This is a genomic window from Chelatococcus caeni, from assembly GCF_014196925.1.
Lineage (GTDB): Bacteria > Pseudomonadota > Alphaproteobacteria > Rhizobiales > Beijerinckiaceae > Chelatococcus_A > Chelatococcus_A caeni.
In genome coordinates, this window is the sequence record NZ_JACIEN010000001.1 from 686,296 (window position 1) to 709,973 (window position 23,678).

A 23,678-nucleotide genomic window follows, 5' to 3' on the forward strand; every position below is an offset into this window, starting at 1 on the left:
TCAGTTGCTGCTCACCCCGTCCGTGACCGAGGAGCCGCTGTCGATCTGGTACTGGTAGCTGACCTCGCCGATCGTCCGGAGCTCCAGCCGGAACATGACCGTCTGGTCGCGGTTCTTCGTGCCGGTGGCGGCGTCCTTGTAGCTTGACGAATAGGTGATGCCGAACAGCGTGCACTCGTCCTGGTAGACGGCGCCGAGCGAGACGCCGGCCACGGTCCAGGGATTGGACTTGGCATAGGGCTGGCTCGGGTTCTCGATGTAGCGCTGGCGGTCCTGGAGGTAGCGGTCGAGATCGAGCAGGATCGAGCCGTTCAGCGACCAGTTTTCGGACAGCTTCAGGTTGGCGCTCGTCAGCAGGCCCTCGCGGCGCGTCGGATAGCCGAGCTCCGGCTGGGCGGCGTAGCGGGCATACATCACGCTGGTCGTGACCGGCCCGAGCACCGCATTGGCCTGCAGCTCGAGGCGACGCAGGCCGAAATTCTCCTCGTCGAAGCGTCCGCGGCCGGTGAAGGACAGCTTCGAGCTCGGCGCAAGATGAACGCGGCCGACATAATCGGAGCGCGAGGTGTCGAGGCCCGAGTTGAGGCCGACATGGGCGATGTCGCCCGCGGCATAGGAGTTCGTGCCGGCGAGCTGGTAGGACTGGCCGAAGAGCACGTCGGCATAGCCGCCGTTGTCCATGGTCAGGGCATACTTGATCCCGACATTGGCCCTGACGCCGCCCTCGACGCGGTCGTAGCCCGAGAACTTGTTCCACTCGAACAGGTTGGTGTCGTCGAAGACGAGGCTCTGCGCGTCCTCGTTCGGCAATTGCCCGATCCGCGTCTCGTTCGGTCGCACCACGATCTGGCCGATCGGCTCGATGGTGTGCGTGCCGAGGCCGTTGGTGGCGGCGATCAGCGGGTAGCGATATTCGATGCCGACGGCCGGCATGGCCCGTGCGAGGAAGTTCTCGTTCGGGTTGAGGAAGTTCGAGATCTCGCCGTTCTGGTAGCGGGTGGTGTTGATGTCGAGCGCATAGGCATCGACGCGAACACCGGCGAAGGGCGTCCACACCTGGCCGAGCGGATCGATGAAGCTGCGCCGCCAGGACAGGCCGACGGAGGCGCGCGTCGTCGTGCCGCCGACGCCGCGCACGAGGCAGTCCGCCGGGGTGAACGTCGAGCAGGTGTAGTAGATCGACTGCCCGTTCGTGTAGGTGAACAACGGCGTCGACAGTGCGTTGGGCACGCTCGCGTACTGGGCCGCGTCGCGCGTCAGGCTGGTGACGTTGGCGTCGATCGCGACCTCGCCGCCGAGGAAGCTGGGGCCGGGCAGGCGCTTGTTGTAGTCGAAGACCGGGTGCACGACCGGCTGCTGCTTCTGCCAGTCCTCGTAGGTCAGCGCGCGGAAGTAGTAGCCGCGCAGGTCGAAGAAGCCGGTGTCGCTGCGACCTGTCAGGTAGACGGTCGAGGTCGATTCCTTGAAATAGGTCGAGGTGAGGCTCTCGCTCTTGATCTTGTAGTTCTGCAGGAACCACTTGTCCGAGAGGACGGCGACGTCCCAGCCCCATTTCCACTGCTGGTTGATGTCGAAGCGGCCCGTCGACTCCACCGAGCCGCGGAACGTCTTGTCGCCGGCGCCGAACGGCGGCTGCAGGAAGGCGTCCTTGTCCTGCTGGAAGATGCCGGCCGCGCGGATGTTGTAGGAGCCGTTCATCAGCCGGTGCCGCCACTCCACCTGGCCGAGCAGGCCCTGGCGGCTGAGGATGGTCGGCGTGATGGTGAGGTCGTAGTTCGGCGCCAGATTCCAGAAGAACGGCAGCGAGGCGCCGTAGCCGAGGGACGTGGAGGTCACGAAGCGCGGGGCGAGGAAGCCCGTCTTGCGCTTCACCGTCGGGTCGGGCGTCGAGAAATACGGCATGTAGAGGAGAGGAACGCCCCAGAACTCGATGGTGGCGTCCTCGTAATAGATCATCTGCTCGCTGTTGTTGTGGATGATCTTGGCGGCCTTGACCTGCCACAGCGGCGGGCGCGTGGGGTCCTTCTTGCAGGCCTCGCAGGCGGTGTAGGTGCCCTTCTCGAAGACGGTGGATTCGCCGCTGGTGCGCTCGGCGCGCGGGGCGGAGAAGCGCGTCTTGTCGGTCGTCTCGACGCGCAGCGAATCGATGAAGCCGTCCCGGAAGTCGTCCGTCAGCTCGAATCGCTCGCCCGTGGCGACGGTGCCGTCGGTCTCGGTCAGCCGGGCATTGCCCTCGGCATGGACGCGGCGAGTGTTGCGGTCATAGGTGACCCTGTCGGCCTCGAGCACGCGCCCCTGGTAGTAGAGGTGCACGTCGCCGACGGCCGAAACCGTGTTCTTGTCGTTGTTGTAGACGATCTCCCGCGCCTCGACGACGAGGCGCTCATCCTGGTTGCTGCTCTGCTGGGCGGTCGCGGTAAGGCGGTCGTTGAGCGTGCCCTGCGCGATCGCCGGCCCCGACGCGCCGACGCATAGCGCCGCCGCGATCGCTAGCCCTGCGACCGTGCCGTAACTCGAGCGCATACCCATACCCTGCCGGTTCCTGCCTGGCCCACGGCGCATCAGCCATCCTCCTGGTAGAGGAGGGCGAGCACCCCGAGCAAGCTGCCAACGACTGCCGGAAACCACGCCGCGACCGGCGGACTGACGAGGCCCGACGCGCCGAGGTCCTTCATGACTTCGGTCGCAACATAAAGCACGAAGCCTGCGACGACGCCACCGAGAACCATCCGCGCTACACCACCAAATCGGAAAAACCTTAAGGAAAAAGATGCGGCCACCAGCACCATGGCGACGAACAGCAAAGGCCGCGCCAGCAGCATGTCGCGCTGCAGGCGGTAGCGGGTGGCGTCGAGCCCCGCCCGCTCCGTGCGCTCGATGACGCCGGATAGGCTCCAGAACGGCACGGCGTCGGGCGAGGTGAAGCTCTGCCTGACCTGGGCAGGGTCCAGCGTCGTGGCGAGGTGATAGCTGTCGTGGCTGCGCGGCTCCGCATCGACGGAGAGGATGCGCGCGTCCTTAAGGTCCCAGTAACCTTCTTTCAACTCGGCCTGGCTCGCCTCGATGCGCTCGCGGAAGGCGCCGTCGGGCGCGAACAGGAAGACGGTGACGCGCGCGAGCGTGGTCGAGTTCTCCACCGCGACATCGGCGCGGATGATGGCCTGACCGTCGACGCTGCTCTGGCGCAGCCACAGCTCCTGCCCAGCGGAGGAACGGGTGGCGCTCGCGAAGATGCGCCCCTCGATCGCGCTCGCCTGCTGCTTCATCAGGGCCGACAGCGGGTTGTAGAGCATGACCGAGGCAAGGCCGATGCCGAGCGCCACCAGGAGGCCCGGCTGCAGGAACTGCCAGACGGAGATGCCGGCGGCGCGCGCCACGACGAGCTCCAGCCGGCGGCTGAGGTTGAGGAGGGCCGCCATGGCCCCGAAGAGCATGGCGAAGGGTAGCACCTGCTCGGCCACCGCCGGCGTGCGCAGCAGCGACAGCGTCGCCATCAGGCCGCTCGAGGCGCCCTGGGCGTCGCCGGCGCGGCGCATCAGCTCGACGAAATCGAGCGTGTAGATGAGGGCGAAGACCGTGCCGAAGACCCCCGCGATCATGACGAGGAAGCGGGCGGAGAAATAGCGGGTCAGCGTCGGGCCGATGAGCTGCATGTCAGGCTCTCCGCACCCGCGGCAGGAAGGCAGTGAGGCGCGCGGCTGCGGCGTCGGCGAGGCGCGACATGCGGCGCTTGACGCCGTGCCCGCCGAAGATGAGGAAGAGCGCGCCGAGGCTGCCGAGGATCGGCGCGCCGTAGACGCCGGCGACCGCGGCCGGGGTCCGCACCAGGGCGCTCGAGGCCGCAAAGCCGGCGATGCGCACCAGCACGACGGCGACGAGCGCGGCGGCCATGGCCGAGCCGCGGCCCTGGCGCGTCGTGCGCGGCTCGCCGAGCGCGGCAAAGGCGATCAGCGTGAAGGCGATGGCATAGAGCGGGGCGGCGAAGCGCTCGTGCAGCTCGGCGCGGAAGCGCCCCTCCTGCATCTTGTAGTAGGTCTCCTCGCTGTCGGGGAAGAGAAGCTCCATGGTGGAGCGCTCGCGCGGCTTGTAGACGATGTCGCCGCCGTCCTGGCCGAAGCTCGACAGGTCGATGGCGTAGCGCTCGAAGGTGACGATGGCGGAATCGCGGCTGTTCGGCTCCTGCCGCTGCACCGATCCCTTCTCGAGGATGAGGTAGCTCTGGCCCTCGACGTCCACCGTCTGGCCGCGTTCGGCGAGGTAGATCGTCGTCCGCTCCGGATCGCGCCGGTCCTGCATGAAGATGCCGAGCAGCGCATCGCCGGATCGCTGGCGGAAATGGAACGTCAGGCCCGATTCGAGCGTGGTGAACTGGCCTTCCTTGACGATCGTGGCGACGAAATCCGCGCGGATCTGCGTGATGAGATCGCGCAGGGCGGCAAAGCTCGCCGGCATGAGGTGGATCGTCATGGCCGCGACGACGATGCTCACCACGAGCATGATGGCCGCGAAGGGCCGCAGCAGCCGCGCCGGCGCCATGCCGGCCGCGCTCATGACGATGAGCTCCGAATCGCCGTTGAGCTTGTTGAGCGCATAGAGCGTGGCGATGAACAGGGCGACGGGCGCGATGATGGTGATGAGCGCCGGCAGCGACAGCATCGTCACCGTGAGGAAGATGGCGAAGGTCTGCCCCTTGCCGGTGACGAGGTCGAGCTCCCGGAGGATCTGCGTGACCCAGATGACGAGCGTGAGCGCCACGAGGCAGGCCACGAAGGCGACGGCCGCATTGCGCATGATGTATCGCTCGATCTGGCCCATCAATCTCGCCCGGTCGCGCCCTGTCCGTCCTTCGTGGGCTTGGAGCTAATCTCCCGCAGCCACTTCGGCAAGAGGCAAGACGTGCCGCCTCGCTTTCTTGTCATTCCCGCGCCGGCCTGCCCAAGGCAACCGCGCATGTTATATGTGCCACGGACGACGGGCCGGATTCGCGGCAGCAACTGCCGGGCCGCGCGCAGAACGGCAACGGGGACGACGACATGGCGCAGAACGTGAAGCTCGAGTTCAAGCCTTACGACAAGCTGACGGACGGGGGCGACGTGGTCGTCTTCGTGGGCGCCGACCGCAAGAGCGCGCTCGCCGCTGCCGGTGTCGTCGGGGCGGGTCTCGACGAGGCGATCGCGCGCGCTGCCGATCTCGAGCGCTTCAAGGGCAAGGCCAAGAGCCTGCTCGTGCTGACTGCTCCGCACGGCCTTTCCGCCGACCGGCTGATCGTCGCCGGGCTCGGCGAGGGCGAGGAGCGGGCCAAGCTCGACTGGGCTGCCCTGGGTGGGGCCGTCTGCGCGAAGCTCTCGGCCGGCGGCCATGCGCGCGTCCTCTTCGAGGCGCCGGGCGAAGCGCCTGTTTCGGCCGAGGCCGCGGCTGATTTCGCGCTCGGCCTTCTCCTGCGTTCCTACCGCTTCGACCGCTACAAGACGAAGAAGAAGGACGACGACAACGGCGGCGCGCCGGCGCGGGTCACGCTCCACGTCGCCGATCCGGCGGCGGCCAAGCGCGCCTGGAAGGCGCGCGCGGCGGTGGCCGACGGCGTCTTCCTCGCCCGCGATCTCGTCAACGAGCCGCCGAACGTGCTCTTCCCCGCCGCCTTCGCCGACCGTGCGGCGGAGCTCGCCAGGCTCGGCGTCGACATCGAGGTGCTCGACGAGAAGGCCATGAAGAAGCTCGGCATGCGGGCGCTGCTCGGTGTCGGCCAGGGCTCGCACAACGAGAGCCGCGTCGTCGTCATGCGCTGGAACGGCGCCAAGGACGACGTGAAGCCCGTCGCCTTCGTCGGCAAAGGCGTCACCTTCGACACGGGCGGCATTTCCATCAAGCCGTCGCAGAGCATGGAGGACATGAAGGGCGACATGGCGGGCGCCGCCTGCGTCGTCGGCCTCATGCACGCGCTCGCCGCACGCAAGGCGAAGGTCAACGCCATCGGCGCGATCGGCCTCGTCGAGAACATGCCGGACGGCAAGGCGCAGCGTCCGGGCGACATCGTCACCTCGATGTCGGGCCAGACCATCGAGATCATCAACACAGACGCCGAGGGCCGCCTCGTGCTCGCCGACGTGCTCTGGCACGTGCAGGACAAGTACGGCCCCGCCTTCATGGTCGACCTCGCGACGCTGACCGGCGCCATCCTGGTGGCGCTCGGCACCGAGCATGCCGGCCTCTTCACCAACAACGACGAGCTCGCCGAGCGGCTCGCCGCCGCCGGCAGCGCCACGGGCGAGAAGGTGTGGCGCCTGCCGCTCGCGCCCGAATACGACAAGCTCATCGATTCCAAGTTCGCCGACATGAAGAACACCGGCGGGCGCAACGGCGGCTCCATCACCGCGGCCCAGTTCCTGCAGCGCTTCGTCAACAACACGCCGTGGGCGCATCTCGACATCGCCGGCACCGGCATGTCCTCGCCGGCGAACGACATCAACCAGAGCTGGGGCTCGGGCTGGGGCGTGCGGCTGCTCGACCGGCTGGTCAAGGACCATTACGAGAGCTGACCGGGAACGCCATGGCCGAGGTGCTCTTCTATCATCTGCAGCGCCAGCCGCTCGAGGCGGTGCTGCCGGTGCTCGTCACGAGGAGCCTCGATCGCGGCTGGCGCGTCGTCGTCGAGGTGCCCGACGAGGAGCGTCTCGGCGCGCTCGACGATCACCTGTGGACCTTCTCGGAGGAGAGCTTCCTGCCCCACGGCACCGAGAAGGAGGGGGATGCGGCGAGCCAGCCCGTTCTCCTCACCACCGGGGCGCACAACCCCAATGGCGCGCAGGTGCGCTTCCTCGCCGCCGCCGCGCGCCTGCCGGAGGCCGTCGACGGCTACGAGCGCATCGTGCTGATGTTCGACGGCAACGACGAGGAGGCGCTCGCCGCCGCGCGCCAGGAGTGGAAGCGGGCGCGCGAGATGGGCCTCGCCGCCACCTACTGGCAGCAGGACGAGGCGGGCCGCTGGATCAAGAAGGCTTGAACGGCCTTTTTCCTGCCACGGGTCCGACGCACCACTGCCGCTCGGCCGTTGCCGGCCCCCTGTCGGTGCAGCCACCCATCGCACGCGGAACATCCCTTCCAAATGCGCCAGCCGGACGGACCCATGCTGAAACGCGCCTCTCTCCTGCTTCTGCTTGCGCTGCTTCTTCCCCTCGGCCTTGCCGCGCCGCTGGCCGCGCAGGAGGAAGGCGAGGGTAGCCCCGCCGCCGCGGCGCAGGCGGATGACCACGGTGGCCAGCCACGGAGCGACGCCCGCCGCGAGCGCTCCGGGACCCCGCGCCTGCCGCCGGCCGTCACCACCGAGCACCAGATCGCGATCGGCGGCGAGACGATCGAATACCAGGCCATCGCCGGCAGCATCGTGCTCGAGGGCGCCAACGGCCGCGAGGAGGCCGACATCGCCTTCGTCGCCTATTTCAGGAAGGGCGCCGATCCGCAGCGGCGGCCGATCACTTTTGCGTTCAACGGCGGGCCGGGCGCGGCCTCGGCCTATCTGCACATCGGTGCGCTCGGTCCGCGGCGCCTGTCCTTCGGCAACGAGGGCGAGGTGCCGTCGAGCCCGCCCGTGCTGAGCGACAATGCGGAGAGCTGGCTGCCCTTCACCGATCTCGTCTTCGTCGATCCGGTCGGCACCGGCTTCAGCCGCTTCCTGACGAGCGACGGCGAGGTGCGCCGCCGCTACTGGTCCGTGGATGGCGACATCTCGGCGCTCGGCAGTTTCGTATGGCAGTTCCTCAACCGCTATGACCGCCTCGCCTCGCCCAAGGGGCTCGTCGGCGAGAGCTACGGCGGCTTTCGCGTGCCGAAGCTCGCCCGCGCGCTGCAGACGCGCTTCGGCGTAGGCGTCGGCACGCTGGTCATGATCTCGCCGGTGCTCGACTTCCACCTCATCGAGGACGGGGCGGTGTCGCCGCTCGCCAAGGCGTCGCGGTTGCCCTCCTTCGCCGCGACGGCGCTGGAGAGGGGAGGCCGCACCATCACCAGCCGCGACGAGCTCGCCGAGGCCGAGCGCTATGCCGGAGGGCCGTTCCTCGCCGATTTCCTGCGCGGCCCGCGCGATCGGGAGGCGACGGAGCGTTTCGTCGCTGAAGTGACCCGCTTCACCGGCCTCGAGGAGGCCTTCGTGCGCCGGCTCGCCGGCCGGGTCGACATGCGCAGCTTCGTGCGCGAGCTGCACAGGGATCGCGAGCGGGTCGGCAGCTATTACGACGGCAATGTCACTGGGCTCGATCCGGACCCCTTCGCCGCCCGGTCGGATTTCGACGATCCCGTGCTCGACGGCTCGGTCGCGCCCCTCACCAGCGCGAGCGTCGACTATCTCGCGCGTGAACTGGGCTACAGGGTCGACGGCCGCTATCACCTGCTCAACCGGCAGGTCAGCGGCCGCTGGAACTGGGGCTCCGGCCGCCGCCAGCCGCAGGCGCTCGGCGACCTCGCCGACGCGCTGGCGCTCGATGGGCGGGCGCGGGCGCTCGTCGTGCACGGCTTCACCGATCTGGTGACGCCCTATTTCGCCTCCAAGCTCGCGCTCGACCAGCTGCCGGCGCTCGGCAGCGACGGCGGGCGCGTCGGGCTCGAGGTCCTGCCGGGCGGCCATATGTTCTATACGCGCGACGCCTCGCGCCGCGCCCTGACGGACGCCGTGCGTCCACTCTACGAAGAGATCAAGTGAGAGACGGGATAACAGCACGATGATGATGAAGAACGCGCTCGCCTGCGCCACGGCCCTTCTGCTCGGCGCCTGCAGCGCCAACGTCGGCGGCACGGCATTCGTCAACGACCGGTCGGTGACCGTGCATGCCGGCACCAGCGAGCCGGTGCTCGGCGCCGACGGCCGCTGCACGGCGGACGCGAGCCTCAACCCGGCCACCGGCGGGCCGGCCGGCATCGCGCTCGGCATGACCGAATGCGCGCTCGTCGGCCTCAAGGGCCAGCCCACCGACGTGCTCATCGGCGAGAGCGGCAAGGGCCAGCGCGAGGTGCAGGTGCTCTATCAGGAGCCGACGGGCAAGAAGCTCTACCTCTTCACCGACAACCGCCTGACCCGGATCGTCGAATAGGCTCGGATCGTGGAAAGTTAGGCCGGCAAACGTCCTCGCCGTCATGCCCGCGCTCGTCGCGGGCATCCACGCCTCGCCGTTGCGCAAGGCTGAAAGGCGTGGATGGCCGGGACAAGCCCGCCATGACGGCGCATGGCGGGCTCGGTGCCGGCGGCGGCGTCCAGTCAATGGTGGGGCAGACCGGATCAGAAGCAGGGAGTCGCTGCCCTCCGCCAGCGCACCCCTTGTGCACGGCTGGCCGCCCTGTGGAAAACTCTTTGAATCCAGCTCACACGGCGTTAACCTAGCCATGTGGACGCCCGTTGAGGGCGGTCCATTTCAGACCCTTCCCTCCCTCGGGAAGGGCCTCCGGTGCTATAAGACCGGAATGGGTGGGGCAGAAATTCCCTTTTCAGGGACCCCACCCCCATTCCCTCGATGATCGTCTCTCAACGGATCACGCGGCGGTCGCGGCCTCGATCTCGGCCGAGGTGGCGAGCCATTCCTCCTCCGCCCTAGCCAGGGCGTCGGCCGCCTCGGCGCGCATGCGCGACAGCTCGGCCGCCTTCTCCGGGCTCTTCTTGAAGGTATCCGGCTCGGCGAGCGCTGCATCCACCTTGGCGATGGCTGTCGAGAGCTTCTCCATCCGCATCTCCAGCGCCTCGACGCGCTTGCGGAGCGGCCCGAGCGCGATGCGCTTCTGCGCCGCCTCGCGCCGCCGCTCGGCCTTCTCGCCGCCGGTGCCTTCGCCGCGCCCGCCGTTGTCCGGGCCGGAGAGCACCATGCGGCGATAGTCGTCGAGGTCGCCGTCGTAGGCCTTCACCGTGCCGTTCGCGACGAGCCACAGCCGGTCGGCGCAGGCCTCGACCAGGAAGCGGTCGTGGCTGATGAGCAGCACCGCCCCGTCGTAGTCGTTGATGGCCTCCATCAGCATCTGCCGGCTGTCGATGTCGAGGTGGTTGGTCGGCTCGTCGAGGATGAGCAGATGCGGCCCCGCGAAGGCGGCAAGGCCCATCAGCAGCCGCGCCTTCTCGCCGCCCGAGAGATTGGCGACGGGCGTATCCGCCTTGGCGCCGGGAAAGCCCATGCGTGCGGCGCGCGAGCGCTGGCGCGCCTCGGGCGCATCCGGCATCAGCTTGGCCACATGATGGACGGGCGTTTCCTGCGGCACGAGCTCGTCGAGCTGGTGCTGCGCGAAATAGGCGGTCGTGAGCTTCGGCGAATGGCGCACTTCGCCCTTCACCGGCTTCAGGCGGCCGGACAGAAGCTTGGCGAAGGTCGACTTGCCGTTGCCGTTGGGGCCGAGCAGCGCGATGCGGTCGTCCGGCAGGATGGTGAGGTTGAGCCGGTCGAGCACGAGGCGCCCGTCATAGCCGACGCCGACGCCTTCCATGGCAACGAGGGGCGGGGACAGCGGCCGCGCGGGGCCGGGCAGGTCGAAGGGCAGGGCCTCTTCCTCGGCGACGGGGGCGATCGGCTCCATCTTCTCCAGCCGCTTCAGGCGCGACTGCGCCTGCCGCGCCTTCGACGCCTTGGCGCGGAAGCGGTCGACGAAGGCCATGAGGTGCTTGCGCTCGGCCTCCTGCTTCACGCGCGCCTTCGCCTGCAGGGCCATCTTCTCGCGCCGCTGGCGGTCGAAGGAGGTGTAGCCGCCGCGGTAGAGCGTCAGCCTGCCCTGGTCGAGGTGCAGGATGTGGTCGACGGCCGTGTCGAGCAGCTCGCGGTCGTGGCTGATGACGAGCACCGTGTGCGGATAGCGGCCGAGATAGTCGTAGAGCCAGAGCGTGCCCTCGATGTCGAGGTAGTTCGTCGGCTCGTCGAGCAGGAGCAGGTCCGGCTCCGAGAAGAGGATGGCGGCGAGCGCGACGCGCATGCGCCAGCCGCCGGAGAAGTCCGAGCACGGCCGCTGCTGCGCCTCGGCATCGAAGCCGAGGCCGTGCAGGATGGCGGCCGCGCGGGCCGGCGCCGAATGGGCGTCGATGTCGACGAGCCGCGTCTCGATCTCGGCCCGCCGCATGGGATCGCCCGTCGTCTCGGCCTCGGCGAGGAGGGCCGTGCGCTCCTTGTCCGCGGCGAGCACGACGTCGATGAGCCGCTCCGGCCCGCCCGGCGCCTCCTGGGCGACGGCGCCGATGCGCAGGTTGCGCGGAATGGAGATGGAGCCGCTCTCCGGTGCGATCTCGCCGAGCAGGATGCGGAACAGCGTGGTCTTGCCGGCGCCGTTGCGGCCGACGAGGCCGATGCGGGCGTCCGGCGGCAAGGCCGCGGTGGCGCCGTCGAGGATGACGCGGGCGCCGAGCCGGTAGGTGAGATCGTTGACGTGCAGCATGGCGTCTTGTCGCGCGCCGCGCCCCGGCGGGCAAGCCCCGGCGGGACTATGCCGCGAACGTCGCCGCCACCCGTCACGTCGCCGCCACAATGCCGCCGCAAAGGCGCCCTGTGGATAAGTCACGCAGGGCCTGTTGAACACCTGTGAACAGCTTGTGATTCGCGCCCATGTTGCGTCGCCGTTCCGATACCCAGCATTCCCTCGGCGCCCTTGTGCTCGCCGTTCTCGCGCTCGCCGCCGGCATCGTCGTGGTGGTCGAGAGCGCCTGGGCGCGGCGGCTGCCGCCCGCGCCCGCCGCCGCCCCCCAGCACGAGGGTCCGGCGCCGACAGGCGAGGACCCCGGCCGTCACGTGGCGCAGGGGCAGGTGCGGGCCCGCCTGTCCTGACCATCACGCGGTGAGCGATCCGGCGGATGTCCGATCCGGGTGACGGCGAGCGCGCTTCGCCCGTTGCAATGGCTGAATGGAAGATCTGCCATACCCCTGCCTAGTCTTTCGATCGGCAGTCTTTGCAATTGTTCTCAATCCGAATCTATTTGCAGATATTGTGCTTTATTTGACTGGCGATTGGTGATCCATTGCGTCTGCTCGCCGGCCTGATTCCCGATGGGCCGGCTGTCTATAGGGCGAATAGGCCCAGGGGGCAGACATGAAGAAATATTTGGCTGAATTGCTTGGTACCGCTTGTCTTGTTCTGTTCGGTTGCGGATCTGTCGTTCTCGGCGGCTATGGGGCTACATTTCCGCTCGGCATGCTGCCTGTCGCGTTTGCCTTCGGCCTTGCCGTCACGGCCATGGCTTATGGCATCGGCCCGGTGTCGGGCTGTCACATCAATCCGGCCGTGACGATCGCCGTCTGGTCGGCCGGGCGCATGCCGACCTCCGACGTTCCCGGCTACATCATCGCCCAGTGTCTCGGCGGCATCGTCGGGGCGGCGATCCTCCTGTTCATCGCCAGCGGCCGGGCCGGCGGCTATGACGTTGCGACCGGCGGCCTCGGGCAGAACGGCTGGGGGGAGGGCTATCTCGGCGCATACGGCACCGTGTCCGCCGCCGTGGCGGAGTTCGTCGCCACCTTCCTCTTCACCGCGGTCATCCTCGGCGCGACCTCGAGGGCCGGCGCGACGCCCGCGGCCGGGCTCGCCATCGGCCTGACGCTGGTCGTCATCCACATCGTCTTCATCAACGTCACCGGCGTGTCGGTCAATCCGGCCCGTTCGCTCGGCCCGGCCGTCTTCGTCGGCGGGCAGGCGCTGGCGCAGCTGTGGCTGTTCATCGTCGCGCCCATCCTCGGCGGGCTGTGCGCCGGGCTCACCTTCCGCTCGCGGGCGCTCGAGGCCTGAGGACGACGCTGTCCCCGGCCGCGGTCTTGACCTTGCGGCCCGGGGAAAGAACGATGCAGCGCGGCGTGTCGTCTGAGGGGTGGCGCGCCTGCCGGCCGGGGCTGACGCGCCGCGCCGTCGCGGCTTGTCCGTTTCGTGCTTCGGCCGCAGGGGGGAGGAACCATGGCATCGCTTGCGCGGGTCGCCTTTTTCAAGGACATCGACATCGATCTCGGCCCCTTCGAGACGCGCTGCAACTGGCGCCGTTTCGACGAGGACGAGGTGCTCGTCGACTTCGAGGACGCCTCGACGGATGTCTACTTCCTCGTCGCCGGCGACGTGCGCATCCTGGTGCGCACGCAGTCGGGCAAGGAGGTCATCCTCGGCGAGATGCGCGGCGGCCAGTATTTCGGCGAGCTTGCCGCCATCGACGGCGTCAAGCGCTCGGCCAATGTGACGGCGCTGACGCGCGGCGAGGTGTGCATCATGCCGGCCGCCGTCTTCCGCGAGATCGTCTTCGCCTCCAAGGTCGTCTGCGACAAGGTTCTGCGCCTGCTCGCCGGCCGCGTGCGCGAGCTCAACGCCCGCCTCATGGAACATTCGGTGCTCGACCTGCGGCACCGGCTCTATTCGGAGCTGCTGCGCCTGTCGCAGCCGCGCGCCGGCCATCCCGGCGAGCGCGTGGTGACGCCGCCGCCCTATCACCACGTGCTCGCGGCCCGCATCGGCTGCCGGCGCGAGCAGGTGACGCGCGAATTCACCACTTTGTCGAGCGAGGACCTCGTGGAGCGCACACGCGGCGCCCTCGTGCTGAAGAAGCCGGAGGTGCTCGAGGCGCGCGTCGCCGAGGCACTGCGCGAAGACCTTTAGACGGGTGCCGGCACTGCGAATGATTGCGGCGAGCCTTCGGCTCGGCTTGGTGTGCTGGGCCCCGGATCGCATTGCGCTTGCGCTCCAAGCGTCCGGGGAACGAGGTTCCTCTCAATATACGCCGTCGTTTCCCGGCCCGCATGCGCGAGGCGTGAGGCGAGAGCCGGGAACCAGCGGATAATTGATGCCCGAGAGGGCATCGCCGCTTTTAAAGCCTGTCGAGCAGGCCGAAACCGAGCATCGCTGCAATCAGCAGCGGCCGGCGCAGCAGGCGCCCGCCGGGCAGTTTCGGCACGGGAAGATCCGTCATCACCGACAGGCGGCGGTCGTCGCCCAGGATGGCTTCGGCGATGGCCCGCCCGGTGAAGGGGGCGAGCATGACGCCCTGGCCGCTGTAGCCGGAAGCGACGTGGAGGCCGGGCTCGATCTGGCGCACGAAGGGCAGGCGCGGCGCGGTGATGCCGAGCACGCCGCCCCAGCCATGGGTGATGCGGGCATCGGCCAGCATGGGGAAGATGGGCAGCATGCGCCGGCGCACACGCTCGGCGAAGTTCGGTGGCAGCGTGGCGCCATAGCTTTCGCCCCCACCGAAGACGAGCCGCCCGTCCGCCGTGCGGCGGAAGTAATTGACCACGAAGCGCGTGTCCGCGCCCGCATAGGGCCCCGTGAAGACCGCATCCGCCAATGGCCCGAGCGGCTCGGTGGCGATCATGAAATTGACGAGCGGCATGACGTGGTCGGCCACCGTCGGCACGAGCCGGCCGTTGTTGCCGTCGCCGGTGACGATGACCGAAGCCGCGTCGATGTCGCCCCGCGGCGTCGCGAGGCGCCATCCCGCGCCCATCCTCGCAAGGGCCGTCGCCGGCGTGTCCTCGGCGATGCGGGCTCCAGCGGCGAGGGCCGCCGCGGCGAGCCCGCGCGTCAGCGCCAGCGGGTCGAGATGGCCGCCCTCGGCATCGAAGACGGCGCCGTGATAGCCCTCGGCGCCCGTGTAGCGCGGCAGATCCGCCGGGTCGACCACCGTGAGGTGGTTCGCGCCGTAGTGCCGCGCCAGATGCTCGGCGTCGGCGGCGAGGTCGCGGAAGAGGGCGGGGCGGTGCGCCAGCGTGATGAGGCCGCGCTGCAGCGCGCAGGCGATGGCCTCCTCGTCGATCACCTCGAGGAGCCAGCGATGTGCCTCGCCGGCATAGTCCCAGAGCGCGCGGGCGCGCATCTCGCCGACCTTCTCCTCCAGCCAGCGCTGGTCGCGCCGCTGGCCGGGATGGATCTGTCCCCCGTTGATGCCGGATGCGCCGGCGCCGACGCGCCCCTTCTCCACGACGATGACGTCATGGCCGGCCCGCGCCAGCGTCAGCGCGGCGCCGAGGCCGGTCAGCCCCGCCCCGACGATGGCGACGTCCGCCCGCGCGGGGCCGTCGAGCGGCGGCTGCGGCGCGAGCGGCGGCGCCGTCGTTTCGTAGAGATTGCCGCCGGCGGAGGGGTTCGGCACGGGCGCTCGTCCTTCGGCGGGCTCGCGGGTCACACGTTCAGCAGCAGGAACTCGCGCTCCCACGGGCTGATCACCTCCATGAAGGTCTCGAACTCCGCCCGCTTCACGGCCGTATAGGTGCGCACGAAGCTGTCGCCGAAGAGGCCGGTGAGCGCCTCGCTCTCCTCGAGCGCGGCCGCCGCCTCGAGGATGCCGCGCGGCAGGTCGTAGTCGAGCGAATAAGCGGAGCCGACGACCGGATCGCTCGGCTTGAGCCCAGCCTCGAGACCCAGCAGCCCGCAGGCGAGCGAGGCGGCGATGGCGAGATAGGGATTGGCGTCGGAGGAGGGCACCCGGTTCTCGACGCGCCGCCCGGATGGGTCCGACGGCGGGATGCGCAGGCCCGTGGTGCGGTTGTCGTAGCCCCAGGCGACATTGATCGGCGCCACCGAATAGCGCGTCAGCCGCCGGTAGGAATTGACGTAAGGGGCGAGCATCGACATGGCCGCCGGCAGGTGCGTCTGCAGCCCGGCGAGGAAGGAGAAGAACTCGTCCGTCGGCTTGCCGTCCTTGTCCGAGAAGACGTTGCGGCCGCTCTCGATGTCGGTCACCGACATGTGGATGTGCATGGCCGAGCCCGGCTGATGCGCGATGGGCTTGGCCATGAACGTCGCGTACATGTCGTGCTTCAGCGCCGCCTCGCGGATGGTGCGCTTGAAGAGGAAGACCTGGTCGGCGAGGTCGAGCGGGTCGCCGTGGCGCAGGTTGATCTCCATCTGCCCGGCGCCTTCCTCGTGGATCAGGGTGTCGATCTCCAGCCCCTGCGCCTCCGAGTAGTCGTAGATGAGCTCGAACAGGTCGTCGAACTCGTTGACCGCGGCAATTGAATAAGCCTGCCGGCCGATCTCCGCCCGGCCCGAGCGGCCGATCGGCGGCTCCAGCGGATAGTCGGGATCGAGGTTCTTCTTGACGAGGTAGAACTCGATCTCGGGTGCGACGATGGGCTGCAAGCCGCGGCGGTGATAGAGCTCGATCACCCGCTTCAGCAGCTGGCGCGGGGCGTGCTCCACGGGGCGGCCGTCGCGGTAGAACGCCTCGTGGATGATCTGCGCCGTCGGGTCGTTCGCCCACGGCACGAGGGCGATGGTCGAGAAGTCCGGCTCCAGCACGAGGTCGCCGTCCGCCGGGGCGTCTTTATCGAGAACCTCGTGCGGATAGTCGCCGGCGATCGTCTGGTAGAAGATGGCGCCCGGCAGGCTCATGGTCGGCCCGCCGAAGAACTTCTCCGCCGGCATCACCTTGCCGCGCGCGACGCCGGCCTGATTCGGCACGACGCACTCGATTTCCTCGATGTTGCGCTTGTCGACGAAGGCGCGGGCTTCCTCGATGGAGGCAGCGCCGCGAGGGGTGTGGGATGCCTTGTTCTGGTGCGCTCTTTTCTTGGCCATGTCATCCGCCTGATGTGCCCGAAGAGGTAACGGTGCCGCCCCCCGGCCTGTCAACTGCCCCCCATCGCCGAAAGGCGTGGCTCTCGCTTGTTGTCGCGGGGCCCGGCTGCGACTAACGTGCGCGCCCGCGAGGGTCCGGTTTGGGAGGTAGTGCCGGAATGTCCATGGCTGTCGACGGGCGCAGGCGCGGGTCGCTGGCAATCGGCGCCGTGCGCCGCGATTTCGCCCCCTGGGCCGATCCCGCGGCGACGCCCTTCATCCGCTTCGAGCGGGTGACCAAGCGTTATGGCGACGTCGTGGCGGTGGCCGACCTGTCGCTCGACATCTTCGAGCGCGAGTTCTTCTGTCTGCTGGGGCCCTCGGGCTGCGGCAAGACCACGCTGATGCGCATGCTGGCGGGCTTCGAGGCGGCGAGCGAGGGGCGCATCGTGCTCGCCGGCCAGGACCTCTCCGGCGTGCCGCCCTACCGGCGCCCGGTCAACATGATGTTCCAGTCCTACGCGCTCTTCCCGCACATGAGCGTGGAGCGCAACATCGCCTTCGGCCTCGAGCAGGACAGGCTGCCGAAGGCCGAGATCGCCGAGCGGGTCGTCGAGATGCTGCGCCTCGTGCAGCTCGAGCCCTTCGCCCGCCGCCGCCCGGCCCAGCTCTCGGGCGGCCAGCGCCAGCGCGTGGCGCTCGCCCGTGCCCTTGCCAAGCGCCCCAAGGTGCTGCTGCTCGACGAGCCGCTCGGCGCGCTCGACAAGAAGCTGCGCGAGGAGACGCAGTTCGAGCTGATGGACCTGCAGGTGAAGCTCGGCATGACCTTCCTCGTCGTCACGCACGACCAGGAGGAGGCGATGACCATGGCCGACCGCATCGCGGTGATGGACCACGGCCGCATCGTCCAGGTCGCGACCCCGGGCGAGATCTACGAGCAGCCGGCGAGCCGCTATGTGGCGGAGTTCATCGGCGACGTGAACATCCTCGAAGGCAAGGTGAGCGAAGCCGGGGAGGGGCGCTGCACGCTTGCCGTCGCCGATGCGCCGGCCCCGGTTTCGATCGCCGGCGTCGCCGAGCCCCTGGAGCCCGGCCGGGAGGTGGCGCTCGCCCTGCGTCCCGAGAAGCTCGTGCTGACCCACGAGGCGCCGCCGGCGGGGACCCCGAACGTCTTCGCCGGCACGGTCTGGGACATCGGCTATCTCGGCGACTGGACGATCTACCTGGTGCGCCTGGCGAGCGGCAGGACGCTGCGGGTCTCGCGCGCCAATGCCACCCGTTTCGTCGAGCGGCCCCTGAGCTGGGACGACGAGGTCTTCGTTCACTTCGCGCCCGAGGCGGGCGTCGTCCTGACGCGGTGAAGACGATGAGCGATCAAGAAAGGATGGACGTGGCCCCGCGCCCGCCCGACCGGGGCGCTTTCGGCCGGGCGCTTGGCGCGCTCGTGCCGGCGGTGCCCTTCCTCTGGCTGACCTTCTTCTTCCTCATCCCCTTCGTCATCGTCTTCAAGATCGCGCTGTCGGAACCCGCGACCGCGCAGCCGCCCTACCGGCCGGTCTTCGATCTCTCGCTCGGCCTCGAGGCCCTGAGCGAGGCCTTCTCGCAGCTCAGCTTCTACAATTTCTCTCTGCTTCTCGAAGACAGCCTCTATTTCTCGTCCTTCATCTCCTCGCTGCGCATCGCGGCGGTCTCGACCGCCCTGCTGCTCGCCATCGGCTTTCCCATCGCCTATGCCATGGCGAAGGCGCCGGAGCGCTGGCGGCCGACGCTGCTGATGCTCGTCATCCTGCCGTTCTGGACGAGCTTCCTCATACGCGTCTATGCCTGGATCGGCATCTTGAAGCCCGAGGGGCTGCTCAGCGCGCTGCTCATCAATCTCGGGCTGATCGGCGAGCCGCTGCAGATCATGAACACCGACAGGGCGGTCTTCATCGGCATCGTCTATTCCTACCTGCCCTTCATGGTGCTGCCGCTCTACGCGACGCTGGAGAAGTTCGACTACACTTTGCTGGAGGCGGCCGAGGACCTCGGCTGCCCGCCGCTGCGCGCCTTCTGGCGCATCACCGTGCCGCTCGCCATGCCGGGCATTCTCGCCGGCTGCCTCCTGTGCTTCATCCCGGTCGTCGGCGAATTCGTGATCCCGGATCTCCTCGGCGGCTCCGAGACGCTGATGATCGGGCGGACGCTGTGGAGCGAGTTCTTCTCCAATCGCGACTGGCCGCTCGCCTCGGCGGTCGCCGTCGTGCTGCTCGTGCTGCTCGTCGGCCCCATCGTCGCCTATCGCGACATCGAGGCGCGGCGCTGGGAGAAGGCGAAATGAACCGGCGTTTCGGCTTTTTCGACGCGACGGCGCTGACGCTGGGCTTCGCCTTCCTCTACCTGCCCATCCTCATCCTCGTCGTCTATTCGTTCAACGCCTCGCGGCTGGTCACGGTCTGGGGCGGGTTCTCCACGCAGTGGTACGTCTCGCTGCTGCAGAACGAGCAACTGCTGCAGGCGGCCTGGATCTCGCTGCGCGTCGCCTTCCTCTCGGCGGCGGTGGCGACGGTGCTCGGCACGCTGGCCGCGCTCGCGCTCGTGCGCTACGGGCGCTATCCGGGCCGCACGCTGTTCACGGGCATGGTCTATGCCCCGCTCGTGATGCCGGAGGTGATCACCGGCCTGTCGCTGCTGCTGCTCTTCGTCGCCGTGGACTTCGACCGCGGCTTCTGGACGGTGGTCCTCGCCCACACGACCTTCACCATGTGCTTCGTCACGGTGGTGGTGCAGGCGCGCCTCGTCGATTTCGACCGCAGCCTCGAAGAGGCGGCGATGGACCTCGGCTGCCCGCCGCTGAAGACCTTCTTCACCATCACGCTGCCGCTGATCGCGCCGTCGGTGCTGGCGGGCTTCCTGCTCGCCTTCACGCTGTCGCTCGACGATCTCGTGATCGCGAGCTTCACGTCGGGGCCGGGCGCGACGACCCTGCCCATGCGCATCTACAGCCAGGTGCGCCTCGGCGTGACGCCGGAGATCAACGCGGTCTGCACCATTCTCGTGGCGCTCGTCACCATCGGCGTCATCATCGCCTCGCTCGCGACGAAGCGCTCGGCCGTCGCGCGCCAGTAGTGCCTACTGCAGCGTGCCGCCCGCCGAGGTGAGATCCGCCGGCGGCACCTGCGGCGGCGGGGTGACGAAAAAGGGCGCCGCCGCGCTCGAGCGCTGGATGAGCGCGTCGACGTCCGGCAGGACGGCCGGATCGTCCCAGCTGCCGCGGATCTTGAGCGGAAAGCCGGACGGCACCGCCGATGCGGCGGCCTTCGGCGGGGTGACGGTCGCATCGAGCAGCAGCCGCCGATCGCCGACGAGGACATGTCCCGTCATGAGGCCGCGCACGCCCGGCGTCGTCATCTCCATCGTGCCGACGTCGGCGATGCCTTCGCTGATCGTCACCTGGCCCGTGATGCTCTCGAAGGGCGTGCGCCCTCCGCGCCATTCGAGCGCCGCGGCGAGGGGGCGCACTTCCGCGCGCCGGGCGAGCTCCGGCAGGTTCACCCCGGAGATGGACCCCGCCGCAATGTCGAACTGGCCCTGGCCGCGGAGGCCGTGCGCGAGCTCGGCGAAGGAGGTGCCCGCGGCTTCCAGCTGGAACTGCGCCGTGCCGCGCCCCGAGAGGCGGGTGATGTTGCCGGCGTCGTTGAGGAGCCCGAGCAGGTCCACCTTGTCCGCCTGGCCGGACATGCGCACGTCATAGCCCGCTGGCGAGGGCGAGGCCGTGAGGCGCCCCTTGACGGTGCCGCCGTGAAGGCCGGCCCGTCCGAGCGCGATTTCGAGCCGCCCGTTCTTGATCTGCATGGAGCCTGCGAGATTGTCGATCGGCATGCGCCCGAAATAGGCCTTGTTGATCGACAGGCGCAGGTCGAGGTCCGCGTGGTCGAGGCCGCGCGTGCCGAGTGTATCGCGGCTCCAGCTGCCGTCGGCGCCGCGCGCCGGCAGGAGGGGGCGCAGGAAACGCTCGAGCTGCAGCTCTTCCGCCGCCAGCGTGCCCGAGACGGCGAGCCGCGCCTGCTCGAAGCGTGCCGTCAGCGCGCCGTCGATGCGGCGGCGGTCGATCTCGATGCTCGCCTGCGGCAGCGACAGGCCGCGCGAGGACATGGACACCGGCCCGGCGAGCGAGAAGGACTCGACGAGATGGCCGAGCGGCACGATGCCGCCGAACTGGCTGTCGGCCCAGCGCAGGGATCGCGTCGAGACGCGCAGGTCGCCGTTGAGCTGCGGGTCCTCGGCCCCGCTCACGTCGCCCTTGAAGGCGAGATCGCCGAACGGGCTCTGCAGCTGGACGGCGAGGGGAGAGGCGCGGCCGTCGCCGATCGCGGCGGGCGAGAGGGAATCGAGGCGGATGTCCACCGGTTCGCCATGCCACTGCGTGGTGCCCGCCACGGCGAGCGGTCCGGCGAGCGAGGGCCAGTAGACGACGAGGTTGACCTGGTTGGCGAGCGCCGGGGCCTCGTCCTTCGCGCGCGTCAGCACGAGCCCGTCGATGATGATGAGCCGCCCGACATGCCGCCCGCGGGCGGTGCCGTTACGCCGGCTCTCGATCTCGCGGCCCGTGTGCGCGTTGAGCATCGCCCACAATTCGCGCAGCGTCCCGACACGGCTGAGGTCGAGGCGCGGCTGGACGAGCGTGACCTCGACGAGCTCCATCCGCCCGAGGAGAAGCGGCAGCAGCCGCAGTTCGCCGCGCAGTTGGCGGGCGCGCGCCACTTCCTCGCCCTGCGGCGTCTGCAGGCTGACGTTCTCCAGCTTGACGCGCGGCACGGGCAGGAGCGCAAAGGTGGCCCGCCCCTCGGTGGCGAGCCCGAGACCGGTCGTGCGCCGCATCTCCTCGCCGATCGACTCGGCAAGCGGCTTCGTGGCCAGCGTCCACGGCATCACGGCCATGGCGCAGACCGCGAGGACCGCGGCCGTCACGAGAAAGAGCTTGGACCTCGTCATCGCCACTCGCGTCCGGCATTGGCCCCGACTATGGGCCAACGGCGCAGTTCAATCATCGGGTATTTTTGATCCCTTTACGCCGATTCAGCGGCCGCGCATAGGATTCTCGTCCAGTTGCCCTCCTTTGCTCCCTGATATTGGCGCTTTATGGACATTGCGAGCCGCGCTATCACCGCGGGCGACAATCGAGGGAGGAAAATGACGATGACCCCTGCCGCCCCTTTGTGGACCCCTTCGCCCGAGCGCGTGGCGGGCACGACCCTGCGGCGGTTCATGGACTTTCTCGGCGAGCGCGCCGGACGGCGCTTTGCGGATTATGCCGACATTCACGCCTTCTCCATCGACGAGCGGGAGGCCTTCTGGTCGGCCCTGTGGGATTTCTGCGGCGTGATCGGCGAGAAGGGCGGGCAGGTCCTCGTGGACGACCGCATGCCCGGGGCGAAGTTCTTCCCCGACGCACGCCTCAATTTCGCGGAGAACCTCCTGCGCCGTAACGACGCAGGCGAGGCCATGGTCTTCTCCGGCGAGGACGGTTCCTCGCTGCGCCTCACCTGGGCCGAGCTCAACGCCCTCGTCTCGCGCCTTCAGCAATGGCTCGCCGCCCAGGGCGTCGGCGTCGGCGACCGTGTCGCGGCCATGATGCCGAACCGGCCCGAGACCATCGCTGCCATGCTGGCGACCGCCTCCCTCGGCGCCACCTGGTCCTCCTGCTCGCCGGACTTCGGCGTGCAGGGCGTCATCGACCGTTTCGGCCAGATCGAGCCGAAGGTCTTCATCGCCATCGACGGCTATTTCTACGCCGGCAAGCGCCTCGACCTGACCGACAAGGTGCGCGACGTGGTCGCGCGCCTGCCGAGCCTCGCGGCCGTGCTCGTGGTGCCCTACATCGGCGTGGCCGAGGAGGTGGCGCAGGCTCTCGGCGACAAGGCGACGACATTGCCCGCGCTCACCGCGGAATATGCGGCCAAGCCGGTCACCTACGAGCGCCTGCCGTTCAACCACCCGCTCTGCATCCTCTTCTCCTCGGGCACCACGGGCGTGCCCAAGTGCATCGTCCACGGCGCCGGCGGCACCCTGCTGCAGCACCTCAAGGAGCACCAGCTCCAGTGCGACCTCAGGGCCGGCGATCGCTTCTTCTACTTCACCACCTGCGGCTGGATGATGTGGAACTGGCTGGCCTCGGGCCTCGCCAGCGAGGCGACGCTGATCCTCTTCGACGGCTCGCCCTTTCATCCCGAACCGTCGGTGCTTTTCGATCTCGCCGAGGCCGAACGCGTCACGCTCTTCGGCACCTCGGCGAAATATATCGACGCCTGCAAGAAGGCCGGGCTCGAGCCCGCCCGCACGCATGACCTCTCGAGCGTGCGGCTCATCACCTCGACGGGCTCGCCGCTGGCGCCCGAGAGCTTCGACTACGTCTACGAGGCCATCAAGCCGGACGTGCACCTGGCGTCCATCTCCGGCGGCACCGATATCGTCTCCTGCTTCGTCGGCGGCAGCCCGATCTCGCCGGTCTACAAGGGCGAGATCCAGGCCGCCGGCCTCGGCATGGCGGTCGAGGTGTGGGACGAGGCGGGCAGGCCCATCCGCTCCGGCAAGGGCGAGCTCGTCTGCACCCGCGCCTTTCCCTGCATGCCGGTGATGTTCTGGAACGATCCGGGCGGCAAGAAGTACCACGCCGCCTATTTCGAGCGCTTCGACGGCATCTGGTGCCACGGTGATTTCGCCGAATGGACCGAGCACGGCGGCATCGTCATCCACGGCCGCTCGGACGCCACGCTCAACCCCGGCGGCGTGCGCATCGGCACGGCCGAGATCTACGCCCAGGTCGAGCGCATTCCCGAGGTCGTGGAGGCGCTCGCCATCGGCCAGGACTGGGACAACGACGTGCGCGTCGTCCTCTTCGTCCGACTGCGGGAGGGCGCGGTGCTCGACGAGGCCCTGCAGGACCGCATCCGCCGCGAGGTGCGCTCGGGCGCGAGCCCGCGGCACGTGCCGGCGCGCATCGTCCAGGTGGCGGACATCCCGCGCACCAAGTCCGGCAAGATCACCGAGCTCGCCGTGCGCGACGTGGTGCACGGCCGCGATGTCAAGAACAAGGAGGCGCTCGCCAATCCCGAGGCGCTCGACCTCTACAAGGACCTGCCCGAGCTCAAGGGGTGAGTGCGCCTGTCCGGCTTGCACTGTGCGCGCCGGCGCCGGGCCTTTGGACGCAGCCTTTCCGCCGTCAT

18 protein-coding genes are annotated in these 23,678 nt (G+C 69.0%); 11 read left to right on the forward strand and 7 right to left on the reverse strand.

What is annotated here, in order from left to right:
* From GGR16_RS03370 to lptF, 3 genes are read right to left on the reverse strand one after another with little or no spacing between them, the layout of a single operon-like run.
* The gene (locus GGR16_RS03370; RefSeq protein ID WP_183316321.1) at positions 1 to 2,523 is read right to left on the reverse strand and encodes an LPS-assembly protein LptD; all 2,523 of its coding nucleotides are present in this window, start codon (positions 2,521 to 2,523) and stop codon (positions 1 to 3) included.
* Positions 2,524 to 2,561: 38 nt separating this feature from the next.
* Positions 2,562 to 3,653 carry an LPS export ABC transporter permease LptG gene (gene lptG, locus GGR16_RS03375; RefSeq protein ID WP_019401499.1) on the reverse strand — a complete coding sequence of 364 codons (1,092 nt, stop codon included), beginning with the start codon at positions 3,651 to 3,653 and terminating at the stop codon, positions 2,562 to 2,564.
* Between the two features lies 1 nt (position 3,654).
* A complete protein-coding gene (lptF, locus tag GGR16_RS03380; protein ID WP_019401498.1) occupies positions 3,655 to 4,815 on the reverse strand; it encodes an LPS export ABC transporter permease LptF in 1,161 nt (386 codons plus the stop codon).
* Positions 4,816 to 5,033: 218 nt separating this feature from the next.
* Between lptF and GGR16_RS03385 the strand changes: the two genes are divergently transcribed.
* The 4 genes from GGR16_RS03385 to GGR16_RS03400 all read left to right on the forward strand — a co-directional run bounded on the left by GGR16_RS03385 (position 5,034) and on the right by GGR16_RS03400 (position 9,080).
* Positions 5,034 to 6,536, forward strand: coding sequence for a leucyl aminopeptidase (locus tag GGR16_RS03385; RefSeq protein ID WP_183315714.1), 1,503 nt, complete (start codon positions 5,034 to 5,036; stop codon positions 6,534 to 6,536).
* 11 nt (positions 6,537 to 6,547) lie between these two features.
* Complete coding sequence (locus GGR16_RS03390) at positions 6,548 to 7,000, forward strand: DNA polymerase III subunit chi (protein ID WP_019401496.1); 453 nt, start codon at positions 6,548 to 6,550, stop codon at positions 6,998 to 7,000.
* Between the two features lie 123 nt (positions 7,001 to 7,123).
* Positions 7,124 to 8,692, forward strand: coding sequence for a S10 family peptidase (locus tag GGR16_RS03395; RefSeq protein WP_245258869.1), 1,569 nt, complete (start codon positions 7,124 to 7,126; stop codon positions 8,690 to 8,692).
* Between the two features lie 19 nt (positions 8,693 to 8,711).
* Positions 8,712 to 9,080: a hypothetical protein gene (locus GGR16_RS03400; RefSeq protein WP_019401494.1), complete on the forward strand. Its 369-nt coding sequence runs from the start codon at positions 8,712 to 8,714 to the stop codon at positions 9,078 to 9,080.
* A 436-nt stretch (positions 9,081 to 9,516) separates the two neighbouring features.
* On the opposite strand, the gene GGR16_RS03405 is transcribed toward GGR16_RS03400, so the two are convergent.
* Positions 9,517 to 11,388, reverse strand: coding sequence for an ABC-F family ATP-binding cassette domain-containing protein (locus GGR16_RS03405; RefSeq protein WP_183315715.1), 1,872 nt, complete (start codon positions 11,386 to 11,388; stop codon positions 9,517 to 9,519).
* A gap of 167 nt (positions 11,389 to 11,555) precedes the next feature.
* On the opposite strand from GGR16_RS03405, the gene GGR16_RS03410 reads away from it, so the two are divergent.
* From GGR16_RS03410 to GGR16_RS03420, 3 genes are all read left to right on the forward strand, one after another.
* A complete protein-coding gene (locus tag GGR16_RS03410) occupies positions 11,556 to 11,774 on the forward strand; it encodes a hypothetical protein (RefSeq protein ID WP_019403558.1) in 219 nt (72 codons plus the stop codon).
* A 262-nt stretch (positions 11,775 to 12,036) separates the two neighbouring features.
* Positions 12,037 to 12,729: an aquaporin gene (locus GGR16_RS03415; RefSeq protein ID WP_026015372.1), complete on the forward strand. Its 693-nt coding sequence runs from the start codon at positions 12,037 to 12,039 to the stop codon at positions 12,727 to 12,729.
* Between the two features lie 162 nt (positions 12,730 to 12,891).
* On the forward strand, positions 12,892 to 13,578 hold the full coding sequence (locus tag GGR16_RS03420; protein ID WP_019403560.1) for a Crp/Fnr family transcriptional regulator: 687 nt from the start codon (positions 12,892 to 12,894) through the stop codon (positions 13,576 to 13,578).
* 208 nt (positions 13,579 to 13,786) lie between these two features.
* Here GGR16_RS03420 and GGR16_RS03425 read toward each other — a convergent pair whose 3' ends face one another.
* Together GGR16_RS03425 and GGR16_RS03430 are read right to left on the reverse strand one after the other, a co-directional pair.
* The gene (locus GGR16_RS03425) at positions 13,787 to 15,067 is read right to left on the reverse strand and encodes an FAD-dependent oxidoreductase (RefSeq protein ID WP_183315716.1); all 1,281 of its coding nucleotides are present in this window, start codon (positions 15,065 to 15,067) and stop codon (positions 13,787 to 13,789) included.
* A 29-nt stretch (positions 15,068 to 15,096) separates the two neighbouring features.
* Positions 15,097 to 16,494 carry a glutamine synthetase family protein gene (locus GGR16_RS03430; RefSeq protein ID WP_019403562.1) on the reverse strand — a complete coding sequence of 466 codons (1,398 nt, stop codon included), beginning with the start codon at positions 16,492 to 16,494 and terminating at the stop codon, positions 15,097 to 15,099.
* Between the two features lie 164 nt (positions 16,495 to 16,658).
* On the opposite strand from GGR16_RS03430, the gene GGR16_RS03435 reads away from it, so the two are divergent.
* From GGR16_RS03435 to GGR16_RS03445, 3 genes are read left to right on the forward strand one after another with little or no spacing between them, the layout of a single operon-like run.
* Positions 16,659 to 17,834 carry an ABC transporter ATP-binding protein gene (locus GGR16_RS03435; RefSeq protein WP_183316322.1) on the forward strand — a complete coding sequence of 392 codons (1,176 nt, stop codon included), beginning with the start codon at positions 16,659 to 16,661 and terminating at the stop codon, positions 17,832 to 17,834.
* Between the two features lie 5 nt (positions 17,835 to 17,839).
* Positions 17,840 to 18,793, forward strand: a complete 954-nt coding sequence (locus GGR16_RS03440; protein ID WP_425486555.1) for an ABC transporter permease — start codon at positions 17,840 to 17,842, stop codon at positions 18,791 to 18,793.
* A complete protein-coding gene (locus GGR16_RS03445) occupies positions 18,790 to 19,581 on the forward strand; it encodes an ABC transporter permease (protein ID WP_019401937.1) in 792 nt (263 codons plus the stop codon). Before GGR16_RS03440 ends, GGR16_RS03445 begins: the two co-directional genes overlap by 4 nt.
* A gap of 3 nt (positions 19,582 to 19,584) precedes the next feature.
* Here the strand turns inward: GGR16_RS03445 and GGR16_RS03450 are convergent, their stop codons facing one another.
* On the reverse strand, positions 19,585 to 21,447 hold the full coding sequence (locus GGR16_RS03450) for an AsmA family protein (protein WP_019401938.1): 1,863 nt from the start codon (positions 21,445 to 21,447) through the stop codon (positions 19,585 to 19,587).
* 204 nt (positions 21,448 to 21,651) lie between these two features.
* On the opposite strand from GGR16_RS03450, the gene GGR16_RS03455 reads away from it, so the two are divergent.
* Positions 21,652 to 23,610 (forward strand): acetoacetate--CoA ligase, encoded by a 1,959-nt coding sequence (locus GGR16_RS03455; RefSeq protein ID WP_183315717.1) that lies wholly within the window; start codon positions 21,652 to 21,654, stop codon positions 23,608 to 23,610.
* Positions 23,611 to 23,678 lie beyond the last annotated feature (68 nt).

Bases quoted from the DNA above. Each gene is read 5' to 3' on its own strand.
- GGR16_RS03455 (WP_183315717.1), top strand. From the start codon at position 21,652: ATGACCCCTGCCGCCCCTTTGTGGACCCCTTCGCCCGAGCGCGTGGCG.
- GGR16_RS03420 (WP_019403560.1), top strand. From the start codon at position 12,892: ATGGCATCGCTTGCGCGGGTCGCCTTTTTCAAGGACATCGACATCGAT.
- GGR16_RS03445 (WP_019401937.1), top strand. From the start codon at position 18,790: ATGAACCGGCGTTTCGGCTTTTTCGACGCGACGGCGCTGACGCTGGGC.
- lptG (WP_019401499.1), bottom strand. From the start codon at position 3,653: ATGCAGCTCATCGGCCCGACGCTGACCCGCTATTTCTCCGCCCGCTTC.
- GGR16_RS03410 (WP_019403558.1), top strand. From the start codon at position 11,556: ATGTTGCGTCGCCGTTCCGATACCCAGCATTCCCTCGGCGCCCTTGTG.
- GGR16_RS03385 (WP_183315714.1), top strand. From the start codon at position 5,034: ATGGCGCAGAACGTGAAGCTCGAGTTCAAGCCTTACGACAAGCTGACG.
- GGR16_RS03450 (WP_019401938.1), bottom strand. From the start codon at position 21,447: ATGACGAGGTCCAAGCTCTTTCTCGTGACGGCCGCGGTCCTCGCGGTC.
- GGR16_RS03400 (WP_019401494.1), top strand. From the start codon at position 8,712: ATGATGATGAAGAACGCGCTCGCCTGCGCCACGGCCCTTCTGCTCGGC.
- GGR16_RS03440 (WP_425486555.1), top strand. From the start codon at position 17,840: ATGAGCGATCAAGAAAGGATGGACGTGGCCCCGCGCCCGCCCGACCGG.
- GGR16_RS03390 (WP_019401496.1), top strand. From the start codon at position 6,548: ATGGCCGAGGTGCTCTTCTATCATCTGCAGCGCCAGCCGCTCGAGGCG.
- GGR16_RS03435 (WP_183316322.1), top strand. From the start codon at position 16,659: ATGGCTGTCGACGGGCGCAGGCGCGGGTCGCTGGCAATCGGCGCCGTG.
- GGR16_RS03430 (WP_019403562.1), bottom strand. From the start codon at position 16,494: ATGGCCAAGAAAAGAGCGCACCAGAACAAGGCATCCCACACCCCTCGC.
- lptF (WP_019401498.1), bottom strand. From the start codon at position 4,815: ATGGGCCAGATCGAGCGATACATCATGCGCAATGCGGCCGTCGCCTTC.
- GGR16_RS03370 (WP_183316321.1), bottom strand. From the start codon at position 2,523: ATGCGCTCGAGTTACGGCACGGTCGCAGGGCTAGCGATCGCGGCGGCG.
- GGR16_RS03415 (WP_026015372.1), top strand. From the start codon at position 12,037: ATGAAGAAATATTTGGCTGAATTGCTTGGTACCGCTTGTCTTGTTCTG.
- GGR16_RS03395 (WP_245258869.1), top strand. From the start codon at position 7,124: ATGCTGAAACGCGCCTCTCTCCTGCTTCTGCTTGCGCTGCTTCTTCCC.
- GGR16_RS03405 (WP_183315715.1), bottom strand. From the start codon at position 11,388: ATGCTGCACGTCAACGATCTCACCTACCGGCTCGGCGCCCGCGTCATC.